General features: G+C 38.7%; 13 protein-coding genes. 5 read left to right on the top strand and 8 right to left on the bottom strand.

Going from position 1 to position 16714, the window contains the following annotated elements; all coding sequences use genetic code 11:
• Nucleotides 1–17 precede the first annotated feature (17 nt).
• From glnE to dksA, 8 genes are all read right to left on the bottom strand, one after another.
• Nucleotides 18–2963 carry a bifunctional [glutamate--ammonia ligase]-adenylyl-L-tyrosine phosphorylase/[glutamate--ammonia-ligase] adenylyltransferase gene (glnE, locus tag KKW16_RS02315; RefSeq protein ID WP_048954171.1) on the bottom strand — a complete coding sequence of 982 codons (2946 nt, stop codon included), beginning with the start codon at nt 2961–2963 and terminating at the stop codon, nt 18–20.
• Between the two features lie 5 nt (nt 2964–2968).
• On the bottom strand, nt 2969–3904 hold the full coding sequence (miaA, locus tag KKW16_RS02310) for a tRNA (adenosine(37)-N6)-dimethylallyltransferase MiaA (protein ID WP_048954170.1): 936 nt from the start codon (nt 3902–3904) through the stop codon (nt 2969–2971).
• Between the two features lie 7 nt (nt 3905–3911).
• Nucleotides 3912–5801, bottom strand: a complete 1890-nt coding sequence (mutL, locus tag KKW16_RS02305) for a DNA mismatch repair endonuclease MutL (RefSeq protein WP_048954169.1) — start codon at nt 5799–5801, stop codon at nt 3912–3914.
• Entirely contained in the window at nt 5802–7172 is a 1371-nt protein-coding gene (locus KKW16_RS02300) for an N-acetylmuramoyl-L-alanine amidase (RefSeq protein WP_009766768.1), read from the bottom strand.
• A gap of 7 nt (nt 7173–7179) precedes the next feature.
• Nucleotides 7180–7656: a tRNA (adenosine(37)-N6)-threonylcarbamoyltransferase complex ATPase subunit type 1 TsaE gene (gene tsaE / locus KKW16_RS02295; RefSeq protein ID WP_005635434.1), complete on the bottom strand. Its 477-nt coding sequence runs from the start codon at nt 7654–7656 to the stop codon at nt 7180–7182.
• A 75-nt stretch (nt 7657–7731) separates the two neighbouring features.
• The gene (folK, locus tag KKW16_RS02290; protein WP_048954167.1) at nt 7732–8214 is read right to left on the bottom strand and encodes a 2-amino-4-hydroxy-6-hydroxymethyldihydropteridine diphosphokinase; all 483 of its coding nucleotides are present in this window, start codon (nt 8212–8214) and stop codon (nt 7732–7734) included.
• A gap of 8 nt (nt 8215–8222) precedes the next feature.
• Complete coding sequence (gene pcnB / locus KKW16_RS02285; protein ID WP_048954314.1) at nt 8223–9581, bottom strand: polynucleotide adenylyltransferase PcnB; 1359 nt, start codon at nt 9579–9581, stop codon at nt 8223–8225.
• Between the two features lie 247 nt (nt 9582–9828).
• Nucleotides 9829–10266 carry an RNA polymerase-binding protein DksA gene (dksA, locus tag KKW16_RS02280; protein ID WP_005627987.1) on the bottom strand — a complete coding sequence of 146 codons (438 nt, stop codon included), beginning with the start codon at nt 10264–10266 and terminating at the stop codon, nt 9829–9831.
• 259 nt (nt 10267–10525) lie between these two features.
• Here dksA and KKW16_RS02275 point away from each other — a divergent pair, with 259 nt between their 5' ends.
• The 5 genes from KKW16_RS02275 to kdsB all read left to right on the top strand — a co-directional run bounded on the left by KKW16_RS02275 (nt 10526) and on the right by kdsB (nt 16713).
• On the top strand, nt 10526–12892 hold the full coding sequence (locus tag KKW16_RS02275) for a DNA internalization-related competence protein ComEC/Rec2 (RefSeq protein ID WP_215767881.1): 2367 nt from the start codon (nt 10526–10528) through the stop codon (nt 12890–12892).
• Nucleotides 12893–12932: 40 nt separating this feature from the next.
• Nucleotides 12933–14696 carry a lipid A ABC transporter ATP-binding protein/permease MsbA gene (msbA, locus tag KKW16_RS02270; RefSeq protein ID WP_048954165.1) on the top strand — a complete coding sequence of 588 codons (1764 nt, stop codon included), beginning with the start codon at nt 12933–12935 and terminating at the stop codon, nt 14694–14696.
• A gap of 72 nt (nt 14697–14768) precedes the next feature.
• Nucleotides 14769–15776, top strand: a complete 1008-nt coding sequence (gene lpxK / locus KKW16_RS02265) for a tetraacyldisaccharide 4'-kinase (RefSeq protein ID WP_048954164.1) — start codon at nt 14769–14771, stop codon at nt 15774–15776.
• Nucleotides 15772–15945, top strand: a complete 174-nt coding sequence (locus KKW16_RS02260; RefSeq protein WP_181153955.1) for a Trm112 family protein — start codon at nt 15772–15774, stop codon at nt 15943–15945. The genes lpxK and KKW16_RS02260 overlap by 5 nt, the downstream gene beginning before the upstream one ends.
• A 3-nt stretch (nt 15946–15948) precedes the next feature.
• A complete protein-coding gene (kdsB, locus tag KKW16_RS02255; protein WP_048954163.1) occupies nt 15949–16713 on the top strand; it encodes a 3-deoxy-manno-octulosonate cytidylyltransferase in 765 nt (254 codons plus the stop codon).
• The last annotated feature ends 1 nt before the right edge of the window (nt 16714 follow it).

Genomic DNA, 16714 nt, shown 5'->3' with positions numbered 1-16714 from the left:
GGGATTTAATTACTATTTTATGAACTAAATAGCTTATCCCAAAATGTTTGAATAAATGACCGCTCTTTGACAAATTCAGTTTCATCCATAACGGAGGATTTACCTATCAAATTTAAATGGTGAATAGCATTGCGTAAATCAACATAACATTGTTTTAATGTGTCGCAGTCTGTTTGGCTAATAATTTGAGCCTCTGCCATATCATCGAAAATACGTACGTTGTCTGACCATTTTGTCAATTGTGAGTTTTGAGGGGCATTGGCAAGCATTAAATATTGAGCGATAAATTCAATATCAGTGATACCGCCGCGATCTGTTTTAAGATTAAATTCACCATCTTTTGAATGGGACAAATGTGTGAACATTTTTTCTCGCATCTCCACAACATCTCGTTTTAATTGTTCAATATCTCGTGATGCAGAAAGTACTTGTTGGCGGATATGCTCAAATTTAGCTTTAAGAGATGATTCACCAAATACAGGGCGAGCACGCACAAGAGCTTGTTTTTCCCATGTCCAAGCTTCATTTAATTGATAATGGGCAAATGCAGAAAGAGAGCAGCCAATTAAGCCAGCATCGCCAGACGGGCGTAGACGCATATCTGCCTCATAAAGTACGCCAGCGGAAGTATTTATGCTGAAAATACTCACAATCTTTTGTGCCAAACGCAGGTAAAATTGATTGCTATCAATCACTTTTTTGCCACCTGTTGTTTGACTTTCTACGGCATCGTACAAAAATACTAGGTCTAAATCGGATTTATAACCGAGTTCAATACCGCCCAGTTTTCCATAACCAATCACTAAAAATCCTTTTTCATCATTTTGTAAATGTTCAGGTATGCCAAATCTAGAGGAAACTTGTTTCCAAGCTAGATTCACAACGACTTCAATAATCGCTTCGGCAAGATAGGTTAAATGATCGCTCACTTTCATCACTGGTAATGCTCCCAAAATATCTGCTGCGGCCACTTTTAATAGGGTTGCTTGTTTAAATTGACGTAAAGCATCAATAAGCTGTTCTTCATCATCAGGTGGTAAACGAAGTAAATATTGGTGTAACTCTGCAGGATATAGGGTAAATGGTAACGGATGGCGTAGCGCCTCTGTATTAAGCAATTCATCTAATAAGATAGGGTGGCGAGCCAGTTGTTCTGAAATAAGTTGAGACTGCGCACAAAGTTCAATAACTTGCTGAAGGGCACGAGGATTTTCCAATAATAATTCTAAATAAGTCGTGCGACTCGAAATTTTTTCAATAATGTTCAGAATTCGGGGGAGCAAAGTGCGGTAATTTTCTTGTTCAAAAATAAGTGCAAGTACTATTGGCATTAAATGACTCAAAACATCACGCCCACGCGAACCAATCACTCTGTGATTTAGGCTGTCTTTGAATTGAGCAAGCTTTTCTAAAACGTCATCAATATTATTTTCTGATACACCACTCTCTAATAATGTTTGTTCAATATCCTCAAAATCTAATTCTAAAAAATCTTGCCATTGGCTATCAGTTTGTGAAGGCTCATCTTGTTCATCACCGATTAATTGAGTAAATACTGCCCGCACTTTTTCTTGTTTTTGTTGCAAAGTGCGGTAAAAATTGTCCCAATTTTCTATTGGATAATGTTTTTCAATAGTTTGATTATTTTCATTTAAACAGGTGAATGTTTTACATGCCTCGATTAAACGAATTTGATCTATTTCATCGGTTGGTAGTGTTTGAGTTTGTTGATCGTTAATAGCTTGTAGAATGTTTTCTACTCGGCGTAAAAAAATATAACTTTCACGTAAATCGTGGAATTGTTGCTCGGTAATTAATCCTAGTTTGGTAATTTCAGGCAAGATCTTTAAGAGTGAATGTTGTTGTAGATTGATTTCTCGCCCGCCTCGAATGAGTTGAAATACTTGCACGATAAATTCGACTTCACGAATCCCCCCTGCACCCAATTTAATATTATCTTTCAAACCACGACGGCGTACTTCTCGCTCAATTTTGCCTTTCATTTCGCGTAAAGATTGAATCACACTAAAGTCAATATAGCGGCGATACACAAAAGGGCGTAACATTTTTTGTAATTTTGAAACGTTGGGATCCTTTGTTTGTGCGCCCAATATTCGCCCTTTGATCATGGCATAGCGTTCCCAATCTCGACCTTGATCTTGATAATATTGCTCCATTGCGGCAAAGCTGAGAACAAGCGCACCGCTGTCACCAAATGGACGCAAGCGCATATCGGTTCGATACACAAAACCATCAGAGGTAAATTCATCTAAGGCAGAAATAAGGCGTTGTCCTAAACGCGTAAAGAATTTTCCATTATCCACAGAACGTCGAGCATTCGCATTCTCAATGGATGTTTCCCCTTGTGATGGATAAGTGAAAATTAAATCAATATCCGAGGAAAAATTGAGTTCAAAGCCGCCTAGTTTCCCCATTCCTAGAATATAAAGTTGTTGCGGATTGCCTTGTTCATCCATTGGTATGCCCATCTCCGCACAGGCTTGATGATAAAGCCAATCGCGAGCAGCGATAATTAAACTTTCTGCAAGTTGTGAAAGCTGAACAAAAATTTCTTCTACAGTGGCAAGATTCAAACTTTGACAAAAACTTAATTTTGCCATTTCAATGTTACGGAATTGGCGTAATGTTTGATAGAGTGCGGTTTCATTATGTGCATTGGCTAACTCTCTATTCAAACGTTCAGTATAGTCAGAGCAATCTGCAAAACAGGGCGATTTTTCCCACCATTGTTTCACTAAGTGCGGGTATTTTTGCAAAACTTTTTCCACAAAGTCAGACATTGCCATAGCATAGCCTAATTGATAAACAGGCATTTCAGGATGATTTGAATTTTGTTGAATGGTTTCGTGAATTTTTTCTGGGGAAAGTTCTGGAAAAGATTGGCACAGGATTGTACCAATAGATTGTAATTTTTGTTCAATGAGGGCAGAAAGTGCGGTCATTTTTTCTAACCTTTTTGATAAGAATCTAAGTGACGTAATACGGTTTCTTTCGCTTGTTGAGGTTGCAAACTATCCAGCCATTGTATTGGTGTTTTCCAACCGCGCAGCCAAGTGAGCTGGCGTTTTGCAAGTTGGCGCGTAGCGCAAATACCACGGAAAATCATTTCCTCGTGATCGTAATCGCCTTGTAAATATTCCCACATCTGACGATAGCCTACACAGCGAATTGAAGGTAGATTAATATTTAAATCACCACGCGCATAAAGTTTCTCCACTTCAGCTTGAAAACCCAGTTCAATCATTTTATGAAAGCGTTGTTCAATTCGGTCATGCAAAATATGACGATCTTGTGGCGCAATTGCAAATTGCACAAAATCATAAGGCAAGGCTTCGCCTTTTTCTTCCGTCAGCTCTGTGAGTGATTTTCCTGTGATGTAAAAAACTTCTAAAGCACGATTGATTCGTTGAGAATCACTTGGATTAATTCGAGCGGCAGAAATAGGATCGATTTTGGCGAGTTCTGTATGTAATGCTGCCCAACCTTGTTGAGCCGCTTTTTGTTCAAGCTTAGCTCGAATATTTTCATCAGCAGAAGGCAAGGGAGAAAGCCCTTCGATTAAGGCTTTGTAATACAACATCGTGCCGCCCACTAATAATGGAATTTTGCCTTGTGCAGTAATATTTGCCATTTCGCGTAGCGCATCGGCGCGAAAATTCATTGCGGAATAGCTTTCTGACGGATCTAAAATATCGATCAATCGATGAGGCGCAAGGCCAAGTTCTTCTTTTGATGGTTTCGCTGTGCCAATATCCATTCCCTTATAAATGAGAGCTGAATCCACACTAATCACTTCGACTGGAAGCGCGCTTCGTAGTTGAATAGCTAAATCTGTTTTGCCTGAGGCTGTTGGGCCCATTAAAAAAATTGCGGTTGGTTTCATGAAGAATCTAAATTTCGTTTAATAAAGGCTGCCAGTTAACAGGTTTTAGCAACTGGGTAAATGCCGAGCGATTTGTTTGCGTGAGTAAACGTTCTGTATCGCTCAATAAATTAAGTGCATCCGCTAAAGCATTAAAGGCTTTGCATTCTAATTCTGAGCAAAGTGCGGTTAAAAATGGTGATGAATTTTCCTCTCTATTCAGCATTGCCATCACGCATTTTTGTAGATTTTGTGTACGCAATAAACTTGGCACTTTATTTAAGGTTAAGCGTAATTGTGCTTGATTTTCAATAAATTCAAAGCCAATTTTTTTGAAGTCATCTGAATATTGTTGCCATGCTTGAAATTGTGATTCAGTTAGGCGAAACACGATGGGAATCAATAAGGGCTGTTGTTCAATGCGTATTTGTTGTAAAGCTAATTGCCATTGCAAGCGTTGTAATTTTTCCAATGAAAGCAAAAAGAAATCTTGGTTCTGTTGTAATAACAGCGCGCGATTCTCAATAAGTGAAAGGGCGCGCAGATGTGATGGGCACTCAATTATTTCAGTTGAGATGATTTTAGGTGTATCTGAAATATTTTGTTGTGCTGTATTCGATATATCCTTTTGCTCTGTAGGCGGTAATGTGCGTAACAATTCACCATATAAACGTTGCTCTGTTTTACTCGGTGCATCAGAACGGTAATCTCGATAACCAGTGCTTACATGATTTGGCAACACTGGTGTATTAAAAAAGTGCGGTGGATTTTGCTGTGATTTCTCATGATATTGTGGCGCAAAGATATTTTGCCCCGCAGCTGCACGATTAGGATGAATGCTATAATTCGGTTGGGGTTCACGCACCGTATTTTCTTCGGGATTTTCTACCGCACTTGCCTCTGTGTGCCAATTAAGCTGTTCTTGATTGTTTAGAGCATGGCTGATGCCTTCGTAAATGAAATCATGAATGAGACGTTGTTGGTGAAATCGCACTTCATGTTTGGTTGGATGAACATTTACATCCACATCATGTGGATTTAAGTCAATAAACAACACAAACGCAGGATAAGCATCGGTTGGTAAATATTGTGCATAGGCTTGTCGAATAGCATGGCTGATCACTTTATCTCTCACCATTCGACCATTAATATAGCAATAACTTAAATCATTTTGAGTTCGGCTAAAATTTGGTGTGGCTACCCAGCCTGATAAATGTAAATCATCGTGTTTCCAATCAATTCGTAAGGCATTTTTGACAAAATCATCCCCACAAATAGCGGCGACACGTTTTAGTTGCTGATTAAGCGTTTCAGCAGGACGATATTGACGGATGATTTTCCCATTATGCGTTAATGTAAATGCCGTATTGAATTTTGTTAAAGCAATGCGGCGAATGACTTCATCAATATGAGCAAATTCTGTTTTGTCTGTGCGCAAAAATTTTCGACGAGCTGGCGTGTTGAAAAAAAGATTGGCGACTTCAACTGTTGTGCCGATAGGATGTGATGCAGGTTTGATCGTTGTTTCCATATCACGGCCTTGCGCGTAAACTTGCCACGCTTCAGTTTGCGCTTCGGTGCGAGAGGTGAGCGTTAAGCGAGATACAGAGCTGATACTTGCCAATGCCTCACCTCTAAAACCCAAACTTAAAATGGCTTCTAAATCGTCAAGATCGGCTATTTTGCTAGTAGCATGTCGAGCTAGAGCCAGGCTTAATTCTTCTTTTTGGATGCCACAGCCATTGTCACGAATGCGGATTAAATTTGCCCCACCATTTTCGATATCGATTTGGATTTTATTTGCACCTGCATCAAGGCTATTTTCCACTAATTCTTTCACCACAGACGCAGGGCGTTCTACCACTTCACCAGCAGCAATTTGGTTAGCAAGTTGTGGGGAAAGAATTTTAATTGGCATTTATTTTTCTCTTAATTTAATTTTTTGTCCGCTCAGGGCTTTACCATCTTTTAATTTTGGATTTAGTTTTAAAATTTGGTTAACTGAAATATTGTATTCTCGCGATACAGCATAGATTGTCTGATCTTTTTGAATGACATGGTAAAGCGGAATTTCTTTTTTCTCATCAGATTTTTTATTGGATGAGGTTTCCTCTTTTTTCGTTTTATTTGAGGATTTATTTTTATCCGTTTTATTTTCTGATTTTTCTACTTTTAAAGTATTGCTTTTCTCAGTCGTTTTCTCTGCTTTTTTCACCGCACTTTCTTTATTTTTTGATGAATTTATTTTTTCATCTTGTGCCTTTTGAGTTTTTCCATTATCTGGAATTTTGATGGTTTCACCAATCCAAAGCGCTTCGCGTTTTAATTTATTTAACGCCACAATGTCCGCCACTTTGACATCATATTTATTCGCAAGGCTTCCTAAACTTTCCCCATTTTTGACGGTGTGGCGAAGTCCACTATCTTTTACGCTGTTCTCATTGGTATTTTTATCGGAAGTGCGGTCATTTTTTTCAGTATTTTTTGTATCACTTTGTTTGCTATTCTGAACAATATCATCACTTATGAAAGATTTAGCTTTTCCGCCGCGGAAAACCACTAATCCCTCATAAATCATATAGGCGATACGACGGCGATAAGCTGGTGAGTTAAGTTTTTGTTCTTCATCAGAATTTGATAGAAAACCTGTCTCCACTAATACGGAAGGAATATCGGGCGAACGTAAAACGCCAAGACTTGCGTGTTGAGGAACACTGCGACTTAAGGTCGTCACTTTTGAAAAATGGCTTAAAATATGCTTGCCAAGTTCATAACCTGTACGTTGGCTATGACCAAATTGTAAATCAAGCACAGTTTGATCTAGGTATTTATCGTTATTGTGTGAAAGCACTTTTCCTGCGCCACCGAGTAATTCGGAGCGTTTTTCATCGTCTTCTAACCATTGACCCATTTCATCATTGGCTCGACGGTTTGACAACACCCAGACTGATGCACCGCGACGTTCAGGTGATTCAGATGAATCCGCATGAATGGAAATGAGATAATTCGCTTTAAATTTACGTGCGATTTCTGAACGTTCAGGCACGGAAATATAGTAATCACCGCTTCGTGTTAATACGCCACGAAAATTTGGATCTTTATCGAGTAAGGCTTTTAACTCTTTTGCAATCGAAAGGGTGACGTTTTTTTCATAAATGCCCAAGTTTCGGCTGATTGCACCTGGATCTTTTCCTCCATGACCTGGGTCAATTGCAATCGTAATTGGGGCTGCAAAAAGAGAGAAGCTAAACGTTGAGAAAAAAAGAAAAAATAAAATTTTAGTTTTCATAAATAAATTAATTAGAGAATGCTTTTATAATATTTTTACCTAAGTTTGTTTGTGCGATTAATTCAATATTTCGTGCATCATCGTAATAATCAATATTTACTAAAATATCCGCTTCCGGCAATATGCCTTGGCCTTTTTCAGACCATTCAATTAAGCAGATGCTATCCGTATTAAAATAATCTCTAATGCCCATAAATTCGAGCTCTTCAGGATCTGCTAAACGATATAAATCAAAATGATAAATCATTTTGCCTGCAATATTGTATTCTTCAACCAGCGTATAAGTTGGGCTTTTTACATTACCCTGATGGCCGATACCTTGCAGCATTCCGCGTGTCAGCGTTGTTTTTCCTGCCCCAAGATCACCGTTAAGATAAACCATAATTGCTTTTTCGGTATGCAATTTTAGAAGAATTTCCGCAAATTTTTTGCCGAAGCGGAGCATAGAAAATTCATCAGGGATATATTGAGTTAAGCTTTCCATAACGGGTCATGAATGAAGAAAAATGTGGGCAGATTCTACCGCACTTTTGAGGTTCATAAAAGTGCGGTGAAATTTCTAGGGATTTAATTTTATCATTTCATGGTCATCAAATTGCTTGACCAAATCTGCTAGTGGTTGAGTGTTAGGTAAGACCAAATCCGATGCGATTTCAAACAACGGCACAATGACAAACTCACGATTATGCATATCATAATGAGGAATTGTTAGGCGTTCGTTTTGAATGATTTCGTTGCCGTAAAGCAAAATATCCAAATCTAACGTACGCTCACCCCAGCGACGTAAACGTACTCGACCTTGCTCATTTTCAATGCGTTGCAATTCATCTAATAGTGCAAGCGGGCTAAGGTCGGTTTTAATTTTTGCAACGGCATTCACATAATCGGGTTGATCTTGTGGGCCGAGTGGTTTGCTTTTATAAAAAGCGCTCGTCGTTACCAAATGTGTGTTTGGTAACTGACTTATCGCTTTAAGCGCAGAATGTAATTGTTCTACTGGTGTATTCAAATTGCTACCAAGGGCAATATATGCAGTAATCATCTCTTCCCTTATTCTGATGAGCGCGTTGTTTTACGACGGCGTGGGCGGTAGTATTTTTTCTTTGGTTTGGGATGTAGGCGTTGTTGCTCGTGTATCAACTGTTCGCGCTGTTCACCATTGCTGAATTGATATTCGTGCCACCATTTGGCTAATTCAATCGTTTCTCCACCTTCAATTTCCGCACGCATAGCCAGTAAATCAAAGCCAGCACGGAATTTTGGGTGTTCCATGGTGCGCATTGGTGCTGAACCAGTACGTTTTAATAATTGTAGCTGTAAGAACCAAATATCCCGAATGACAGCAGTATGACGACGAGGTGCAGCCAAAGTACGGCAGAATAAATCTAAAACTTCATTCCCCGCCAAAGCATAAGCATCATGATTATTTAAACCGCCTTCATTTTTCAATATTTCCACTTTTTCGCGTAATGGATACCAGAAAAATGCTGCAAATAAGAATGCAGGATTAATACGAAGTTTATCCGCAACACGTTCATCCGTAGAAGTAAGTGCGGTGACGATCATGCGTTCTGCAAAGCTATCTTCTTTCTCTGTAAAATATGGGCTTAATGCAGGGAAAAGTTGTTCAAATAAACCATATTGGCGTAATAAGCGATAGGTTTTTACCCCTTCTCCTGCTTGTAATAATTTTAAACTTTCATCAAATAAGCGAGCTGGCGGAATATTTTTTAATAAAGGCGCAAGTTCACGAATTGGTTGTTCGCTCGGTTTTTCAAGGAACATATCAAGTTTTGCCATGAAACGAATGGAGCGTAGCATGCGTACAGGATCTTCTTGATAACGCGTAACTGGATCACCAATTAAGCGTAGTTTTCCCGCTTTGAGATCATGAATACCATCAAAATAATCACGTAAGGTATTGTCTTGCGGATTGTAATACAGCGCATTGACCGTAAAGTCTCGGCGTTCTGCATCTTGTTCGATCGTACCGTAAACATTATCGCGCAGTAACATGCCTTCATTGCTCTGTTTCGCTTGATTTTCATTGCGAGCATCACTGTGATTGGCACGGAAAGTGGCAACTTCAATAATATCTCGACCAAACATAATATGTGCTAATCGGAAACGGCGACCCACTAAACGGCATTGGCGTTGGAAAATATTTTGGATTTGCTCAGGACGGGCGTTTGTTGCAACATCAAAATCTTTTGGTTTTTTACCGAGCAATAAATCGCGGATACATCCACCGACGATATAAGCTTCGAAACCTTGACGTTGCAGTTTTTCCACTACGGTGAGTGCATTACGGCTAAAATCACGCGGTGAAATATCAAATTGAGCCGCTTTAATTACATTTTTATCGTAGCGGTGTGTTTGTTCTGATTTTTTTGCCCGCGCTTTTGGCATTTGAGTATTGGAACGCTCAACTCGTTTAGAATGAGCACTTGTTTTGGCAACCTCTTTTGATTTTTTTGTCTTCTTGCCAAACAAATTTTTGATATAAGTAAGAATAATTTACTCCGTTTTTTTAGTTGGAAATAAATGGTTTAGCTCTTTTTCTGTAAAGAAAAGGCAAGGGGATTTTTCCGCATTTTTAAATGCAAAAAAGTGCGGCTAATTTTAACCGCACTTTTGTATTTTTCAATAGAATCAATTAACCAGCGACTTGTTTTTCGCGGATTTCAGCTAAAGTTTTGCAATCAATGCAAAGATCTGCTGTTGGGCGTGCTTCTAAACGGCGAATGCCAATTTCTTCACCACAACAATCGCAGTAACCAAAATCATCGGTATCAAGTTTTTTCAGGGTTGCTTCAATTTTTTTCATTAGTTTACGTTCGCGATCGCGATTACGTAATTCTAGACTGAATTCCTCTTCCTGAGTTGCTCGGTCTGCGGGATCGGGGAAATTGGTCACTTCATCCTGCATATGTGCAACGGTGCGAGAAGCTTCTTCCACGATTTGCTCGTGCCAAGCATTAAGAATTTTTCTGAAATGAAGAATTTGATCTTCACTCATATATTCTTCATCTTTTTTCATTTGATAAGGCTTTACGCCTGCTAAATCTAGCAAGCTCAACGATGCTTTTGACATCTCTCACTCCTAATACATACAGAATTTAAGCGTGAACTTCACGACTTCCTGTCTTGTTATTTTAGTTTGTTCCTGACAGCACTTTTAGGAACCCAATTTTTGAGGGCGCTATAAATATCAGAAGTTGTTTTTTTTAGCAAGTAAATTTTCCTGAAACATTTATTTTTGCGATATAGATCGCAGAAACGTCAGCAACCTTTTGCACATTGAGATGAATCTATTTTAGGCTTAGAACGATAAGCCTAAAATAGCTATAAAAATGAAATTAAACTTAATAACTTTGGTTATCTTGTTGATTGTTGCGGATTTAACGTTGTTATTTCTACCACAGTCATTGCTATTGCCTTGGCAAGTTGCTCTCGTTATTGCGCTTGTTTTGATTTTTCTTTTTATTTTTTTCCGTAGAAACGTTTTAGTTTATCTTGCCTTTTTTGTTGTTTCTCTAGGTTATACACACCATTCGGCACTTAGCTTGTTACAACAGGCTCAAAGTATTACCGCTCAAAAACAAGTGGTGACTTTTGAGATTCAAGAAATTTTGCACCAACAGGATTATCAAACGCTTATCGCCACAGCAACATTGGCGGATAACTTACAAGAGCAACGAATTTTTTTAAATTGGAAAGCAAAAGAGGTGCCTAAATTATCAGAAATTTGGCAAGCGGAAATTTCTTTACGTCCCCTTTCTGCGAGATTAAATTTTGGTGGATTTGATCGGCAACAATGGTATTTTTCAAAGGAGATTACGGCTGTCGGAACTGTAAAAAGTGCGGTAAAAATTGCTGATTTTTCATCATTGCGAGCAGAAAAATTGCAACAAGTAAAGAAGCAAACGGAAGGGTTATCACTGCAAGGTTTATTAATTGCATTAGCTTTTGGTGAGCGGGCTTGGTTAGATAAAACTACTTGGTCAATTTACCAACAAACCAATACCGCACATCTTATTGCTATTTCTGGCTTACATATTGGGTTGGCTATGGGAATTGGATTTTACTTGGCGCGTGTTTTGCAAGTATTTTTCCCCACCCGTTTTATTCATCCTTATTTTCCTTTAGTTTTTGGTGTTTTATTTGCTTTAATTTATGCGTATTTGGCTGGTTTTAGCGTGCCAACTTTTCGTGCCATTTCAGCACTTGTTTTCGTTTTCTTCATTCAAATAATGAGGCGACATTATTCACCCCTTCAGCTTTTTATGCTGGTTGTCGGATTCTTGCTTTTCTGCGATCCATTAATGCCTCTTTCTGTCAGTTTTTGGCTTTCTTGTGGTGCAGTTGGTTGTTTGATTGTCTGGTATCGTTATGTGCCTTTTTCAGTTTTTCAATGGAAAAATCGTCCCTTTTCATCAAAGGTGCGGTGGATTTTGAGTTTATTTCATTTGCAATTTGGGTTATTGCTCTTTTTTACGCCTTTGCAACTTTTTTTATTTAATGGCTTATCGTTGAGCGGGTTTTTAGCCAATCTTATTGCCGTACCACTTTATAGTTTTTTGCTTGTTCCTTTGATTTTATTTGCTGTTTTTACCAACGGTGCGGTTTTTTCTTGGCAACTTGCGAATAAGTTAGCCGAAGGAATTACTTGGTTAATTTCTCTTTTTCAAGGAAATTGGTTCAGTGTTTCATTTAATTTAGCGCTGGTTCTAACCGCACTTTGTTGTGGCATGTTTATGTTAATTATTTGGAGTATTTACCGAGAACCCAAGGTTTTATCATCAACCAAACAAATAAAACGAGCAAGATTTTTTACATTAAATCTCAGTAAACCTTTGCTAAAAAATGATCGAATCAACGTTTTGCGATGTTCTTTCGGCATTATGTCGCTGTGTTTTATGATTTTGTTGTTCAAGCAACTAAGCAAGCCAATTTGGCAGGTAGATACTTTAGATGTGGGGCAGGGCTTAGCTACTTTGATTGTAAAAAATGGTAAAGGGATTCTCTATGATACAGGCCCTGCATGGCAAGGGGGAAATATGGCTGAATTAGAAATTTTGCCTTATTTGCAACGAGAAGGGATTACTTTGGAAAAATTGATTTTGAGCCACGACGATAACGATCATGCAGGTGGTGCTTCGATAATTTTAAAGGCGTATCGGAATGTGGAATTTATTACTCCTTCACGAAAAAACTATGGGGAAAATCACCGCACTTTTTGTACTGCTGGACGTGATTGGGATTGGCAAGGGCTACATTTTCAAATACTTTCACCACACTCTATTGTGGAGCGAGCAGATAATCCCCATTCTTGTGTGATTTTAGTTGATGATGGAAAGCATAGCGTTTTGTTGACTGGCGATGCTGAAGTAAAAAATGAGCAAATTTTTGCCCGAACTTTAGGCAAAATTGATGTGTTACAAGTAGGGCATCACGGGAGTAAAACATCGACAAGTGAATACTTGCTTTCTCAGGTTAGACCAGATGTAGCCATTATTTCTAGTGGACGTTGGAATTCGTGGAAATTCCCCCATTATTCGGTTATAGAAAGGCTTCAACGCTATAAAAGTGCGGTAGAAAATACCGCAATTTCAGGGCAAGTAAGGGTAAATTTCTTTAAAGACCGATTAGAAATCCAACAAGCGCGCACAGAATTTTCCCCTTGGTATGCGCGTGTAATTGGATTCTCGAACGAATAAAAGGTACAATGCGCGCAATTTTTACCATTAGATAGCGATTATGCAAGAGCAAAAATTACAAGAAAATGATTTTTCAACCTTACAAACTTTTAAGCGTTTATGGCCAACAATTAAACCTTTTAAAGCGGGGCTTGTTGTTTCGGGCATAGCATTAGTTTTGAACGCGTTGGCTGATTCAGGTTTGATTTACTTGTTAAAACCTTTGTTGGACGATGGTTTTGGCAAGGCAAATAATTCATTTTTGAAAATTATGGCTTTTGTCGTCGTTGGAATGATTATTTTACGCGGCATTACCAACTTTATTTCTAATTATTGTTTGGCGTGGGTATCAGGCAAAGTTGTCATGACAATGCGTCGCCGCTTGTTTAAACATTTGATGTTTATGCCAGTGAGTTTCTTTGACAGAAATTCAACAGGCAAATTACTTTCTCGTATTACTTATGATTCTGAGATGATTGCAAGTTCTTCTTCAGGATCCTTAATTACTATTGTGCGAGAAGGGGCATATATTATTTCGCTATTGGTCGTAATGTTTTATACAAGCTGGGAATTAACGCTTGTTTTATTTGTTATCGGGCCAATTATTGCGGTATTGATCACTATCGTGTCAAAAATTTTCCGTAAATTGAGTAAGAATTTACAAGATTCAATGGGCGAATTAACTGCAACGACCGAGCAAATGTTGAAAGGACATAAAGTCGTGCTTTCGTTTGGTGGTCAGCTTGTAGAGGAAGAGCGTTTTAATAAAGTGAGTAACAATATGCGTCGTAAAGGTATGAAAATGGTCACCGCAGACTCCATTTCCGATCCTGTTGTGCAGATTATTGCTTCTCTTGCTTTGGCGGCAGTATTGTTTTTAGCGACGACTCCGTTGATTGCGGAAGATAACCTAAGTGCGGGTTCTTTTACGGTGGTTTTCTCATCTATGTTGGCGATGATGCGTCCATTAAAATCTTTAACGAATGTAAACTCTCAATTCCAACGTGGAATGGCAGCGTGTCAAACGCTATTTGCCATTTTAGATTTAGAACCAGAAAAAGATAATGGGACTTACCAAGCTGAACCAGCGAAAGGTGCGCTAGAATTTAAAAATGTGAGTTTTGCATATCAAGGAAAAGAGGAACTTGCATTAAATAATATTTCTTTCAGCGTGCCAGCAGGAAAAACCGTAGCCCTAGTGGGGCGTTCTGGATCGGGTAAATCAACCATCGCTAATTTAGTGACGCGTTTTTACGATATTGATCAAGGTGAAATTTTACTGGATGGCGTAAATATCCAAGATTATCGTTTATCTAATTTACGTGAAAACTGCGCTGTGGTTTCTCAACAAGTACATTTATTTAATGATACCATTGCGAATAATATTGCTTATGCAGCACAAGATAAGTATTCTCGCGAAGAAATTATCGCTGCAGCAAAAGCGGCTTATGCTTTAGAGTTTATCGAAAAATTACCACAAGGTTTTGATACGGTCATTGGTGAAAACGGTGCGAGCCTGTCCGGTGGCCAACGTCAACGTTTAGCGATTGCTCGTGCTTTATTGCGTAATTCTCCAGTATTAATTTTAGATGAAGCCACATCTGCACTAGATACAGAGTCAGAACGAGCAATTCAATCTGCATTAGATGAATTGAAGAAGGACCGTACTGTTATCGTAATCGCTCATCGTTTATCAACAATTGAAAATGCGGATGAAATTCTTGTGATTGATCACGGAGAAATTCGTGAGCGCGGTAACCATAAGGCATTGCTTGAACAAAATGGCGCCTATAAACAATTACACAGTATGCAGTTTAGTGGTTAATTTATTAATTATCGAAAACGCGAGTTGAAAAACTCGCGTTATTTTATCCGCACTTATTAGAAAGGATTTTCTATGCCCTTCTGGTATTCCAACTCCAAACTTATTTGGCTCTTATCGCCTTTTTCTTTATTGTTTTGGTTGATTAGCCAAATTCGTCGCGCCTTATTCTCTTTGGGGCTCAAGTCTTCTTATCGCGCACCAAAACCAGTGATAGTTGTGGGAAATTTGTCTGTTGGTGGAAATGGCAAAACGCCCGTGGTTGTTTGGCTTGTGGAAGAATTAAAAAAACAAGGTCTGCGCGTAGGTGTGATTTCTCGTGGTTACGGCAGTAAATCTAAAACGTATCCGTTATTCGTTACTGAAAATACGAATCCGATTGAAGGTGGCGATGAGCCTGTATTGATCGCTAAACGCACCAATGCGCCAGTTGTGATTTCCCCGAATCGCCAGGAAGCGATTGTATTACTCTTAAGCCAAGCAGAGTGCGATATTATTATTTCTGACGATGGTTTACAGCATTATAAATTACAGCGTGATTTAGAAATTGTCGTAATGGATGCTGAGCGCGCATTGGGAAATGGTTTTGTATTGCCAGCAGGCCCATTGCGTGAATTACCAAGTCGATTAAAATCCGTAGATTTTGTAATCACTAATGGTGGAAAAAATCAGTATTCAGATGCAGTTATGTGTCTTGTGCCTCATTTCGCGATTAATTTAAAAACCAATGAAAAACGCCAATTAAATGAATTTCAATCGGGTGTTGTCATCGCAGGGATTGGCAATCCACAGCGTTTTTTTACTATGTTAGAAAACTTAGGGATTCAATTAGAGCGAACTCAAGCATTTCAAGATCATCAACATTTTGAGGCATCTCAATTAGAAAAACTTGCAGAAAATCAACCGCTCTTTATGACGGAAAAAGATGCCGTAAAATGCCAATCTTTTGCGAAAGATAATTGGTGGTATGTTCCTGTGGATGCGGAGATTCTTGAGGCTGAAAAACAACGTGAAAGTTTACTGCTCTTTTGGACCAAAATAGACAAACTTGTGGAGCAATACAGAAATGTCAGAAAAGATTAATCCTCTGTTGCTTGAAGTGATTGCTTGCCCGCGTTGTTTAGCTCGATTGCAATATGATCAAGAAAATCAACGATTAATTTGTTGTTATGAACAGATTGCTTATCCTATTAAAAATGGTGTGCCAGTGTTGCTTGCCGATAAAGCTGAAATATTAAAGAATAAGGAATAAATTATGTCATTTACCGTGATTATCCCCGCTCGTTTTGCATCAAGTCGTTTGCCAGGAAAACCTCTTGCTGATATTGCAGGTAAGCCAATGATTCAACATGTATTTGAGAAAGCATTGCAGTCTGGAGCGAGCCGAGTGATTATTGCCACTGATAATGAAAATGTTGCTGATGTTGCCAAACGTTTTGGTGCTGAAGTGTGTATGACTTCGGTTAATCATAATTCTGGTACAGAACGTTTAGCGGAAGTTGTAGAAAAATTAGCGATTCCTGACAATGAAATCATTGTCAATATTCAAGGCGATGAGCCTTTGATTCCACCCGTTATTGTGCGACAAGTAGCAGATAATTTAGCTAAATTTAACGTCAATATGGCAAGCCTTGCAGTAAAAATTCATGATGCTGAGGAATTATTCAATCCAAATGCAGTGAAAGTGTTAACAGATAAAGATGGCTATGTACTGTATTTTTCCCGTTCGGTTATTCCTTACGATCGTGATCAGTTTATGAATTTACAGGATGTTCAGAAAGTACAGCTTGCGGACGCTTACTTACGTCATATTGGCATTTACGCATATCGTGCGGGTTTCATAAAGCAATATGTGCAATGGGCACCGACTCAACTTGAAAATCTAGAAAAACTAGAGCAGCTTCGTGTGTTATATAATGGCGAACGCATTCATGTTGAACTTGCGAAAGAAGTGCCTGCTGTGGGGGTCGATACCGCTGAAGATTTGGAAAAAGTGCGGGCAATTTTAGCGGCGAATTAAA

The organism is Haemophilus sp. SZY H8 (assembly GCF_018829755.1).
GTDB classification, from domain to species: domain Bacteria; phylum Pseudomonadota; class Gammaproteobacteria; order Enterobacterales; family Pasteurellaceae; genus Haemophilus; species Haemophilus haemolyticus_K.
Note: the sequence above shows the minus strand (reverse complement) of the source record. Positions and strands in the feature narration are given on the sequence as shown.

Coding starts and splice junctions, on each gene's coding strand:
- glnE (WP_048954171.1), bottom strand. CDS start 2,963: ATGACCGCACTTTCTGCCCTCATTGAACAAAAATTACAATCTATTGGT.
- miaA (WP_048954170.1), bottom strand. CDS start 3,904: ATGAAACCAACCGCAATTTTTTTAATGGGCCCAACAGCCTCAGGCAAA.
- mutL (WP_048954169.1), bottom strand. CDS start 5,801: ATGCCAATTAAAATTCTTTCCCCACAACTTGCTAACCAAATTGCTGCT.
- KKW16_RS02300 (WP_009766768.1), bottom strand. CDS start 7,172: ATGAAAACTAAAATTTTATTTTTTCTTTTTTTCTCAACGTTTAGCTTC.
- tsaE (WP_005635434.1), bottom strand. CDS start 7,656: ATGGAAAGCTTAACTCAATATATCCCTGATGAATTTTCTATGCTCCGC.
- folK (WP_048954167.1), bottom strand. CDS start 8,214: ATGATTACTGCATATATTGCCCTTGGTAGCAATTTGAATACACCAGTA.
- pcnB (WP_048954314.1), bottom strand. CDS start 9,581: ATGCCAAAAGCGCGGGCAAAAAAATCAGAACAAACACACCGCTACGAT.
- dksA (WP_005627987.1), bottom strand. CDS start 10,266: ATGTCAAAAGCATCGTTGAGCTTGCTAGATTTAGCAGGCGTAAAGCCT.
- KKW16_RS02275 (WP_215767881.1), top strand. CDS start 10,526: ATGAAATTAAACTTAATAACTTTGGTTATCTTGTTGATTGTTGCGGAT.
- msbA (WP_048954165.1), top strand. CDS start 12,933: ATGCAAGAGCAAAAATTACAAGAAAATGATTTTTCAACCTTACAAACT.
- lpxK (WP_048954164.1), top strand. CDS start 14,769: ATGCCCTTCTGGTATTCCAACTCCAAACTTATTTGGCTCTTATCGCCT.
- kdsB (WP_048954163.1), top strand. CDS start 15,949: ATGTCATTTACCGTGATTATCCCCGCTCGTTTTGCATCAAGTCGTTTG.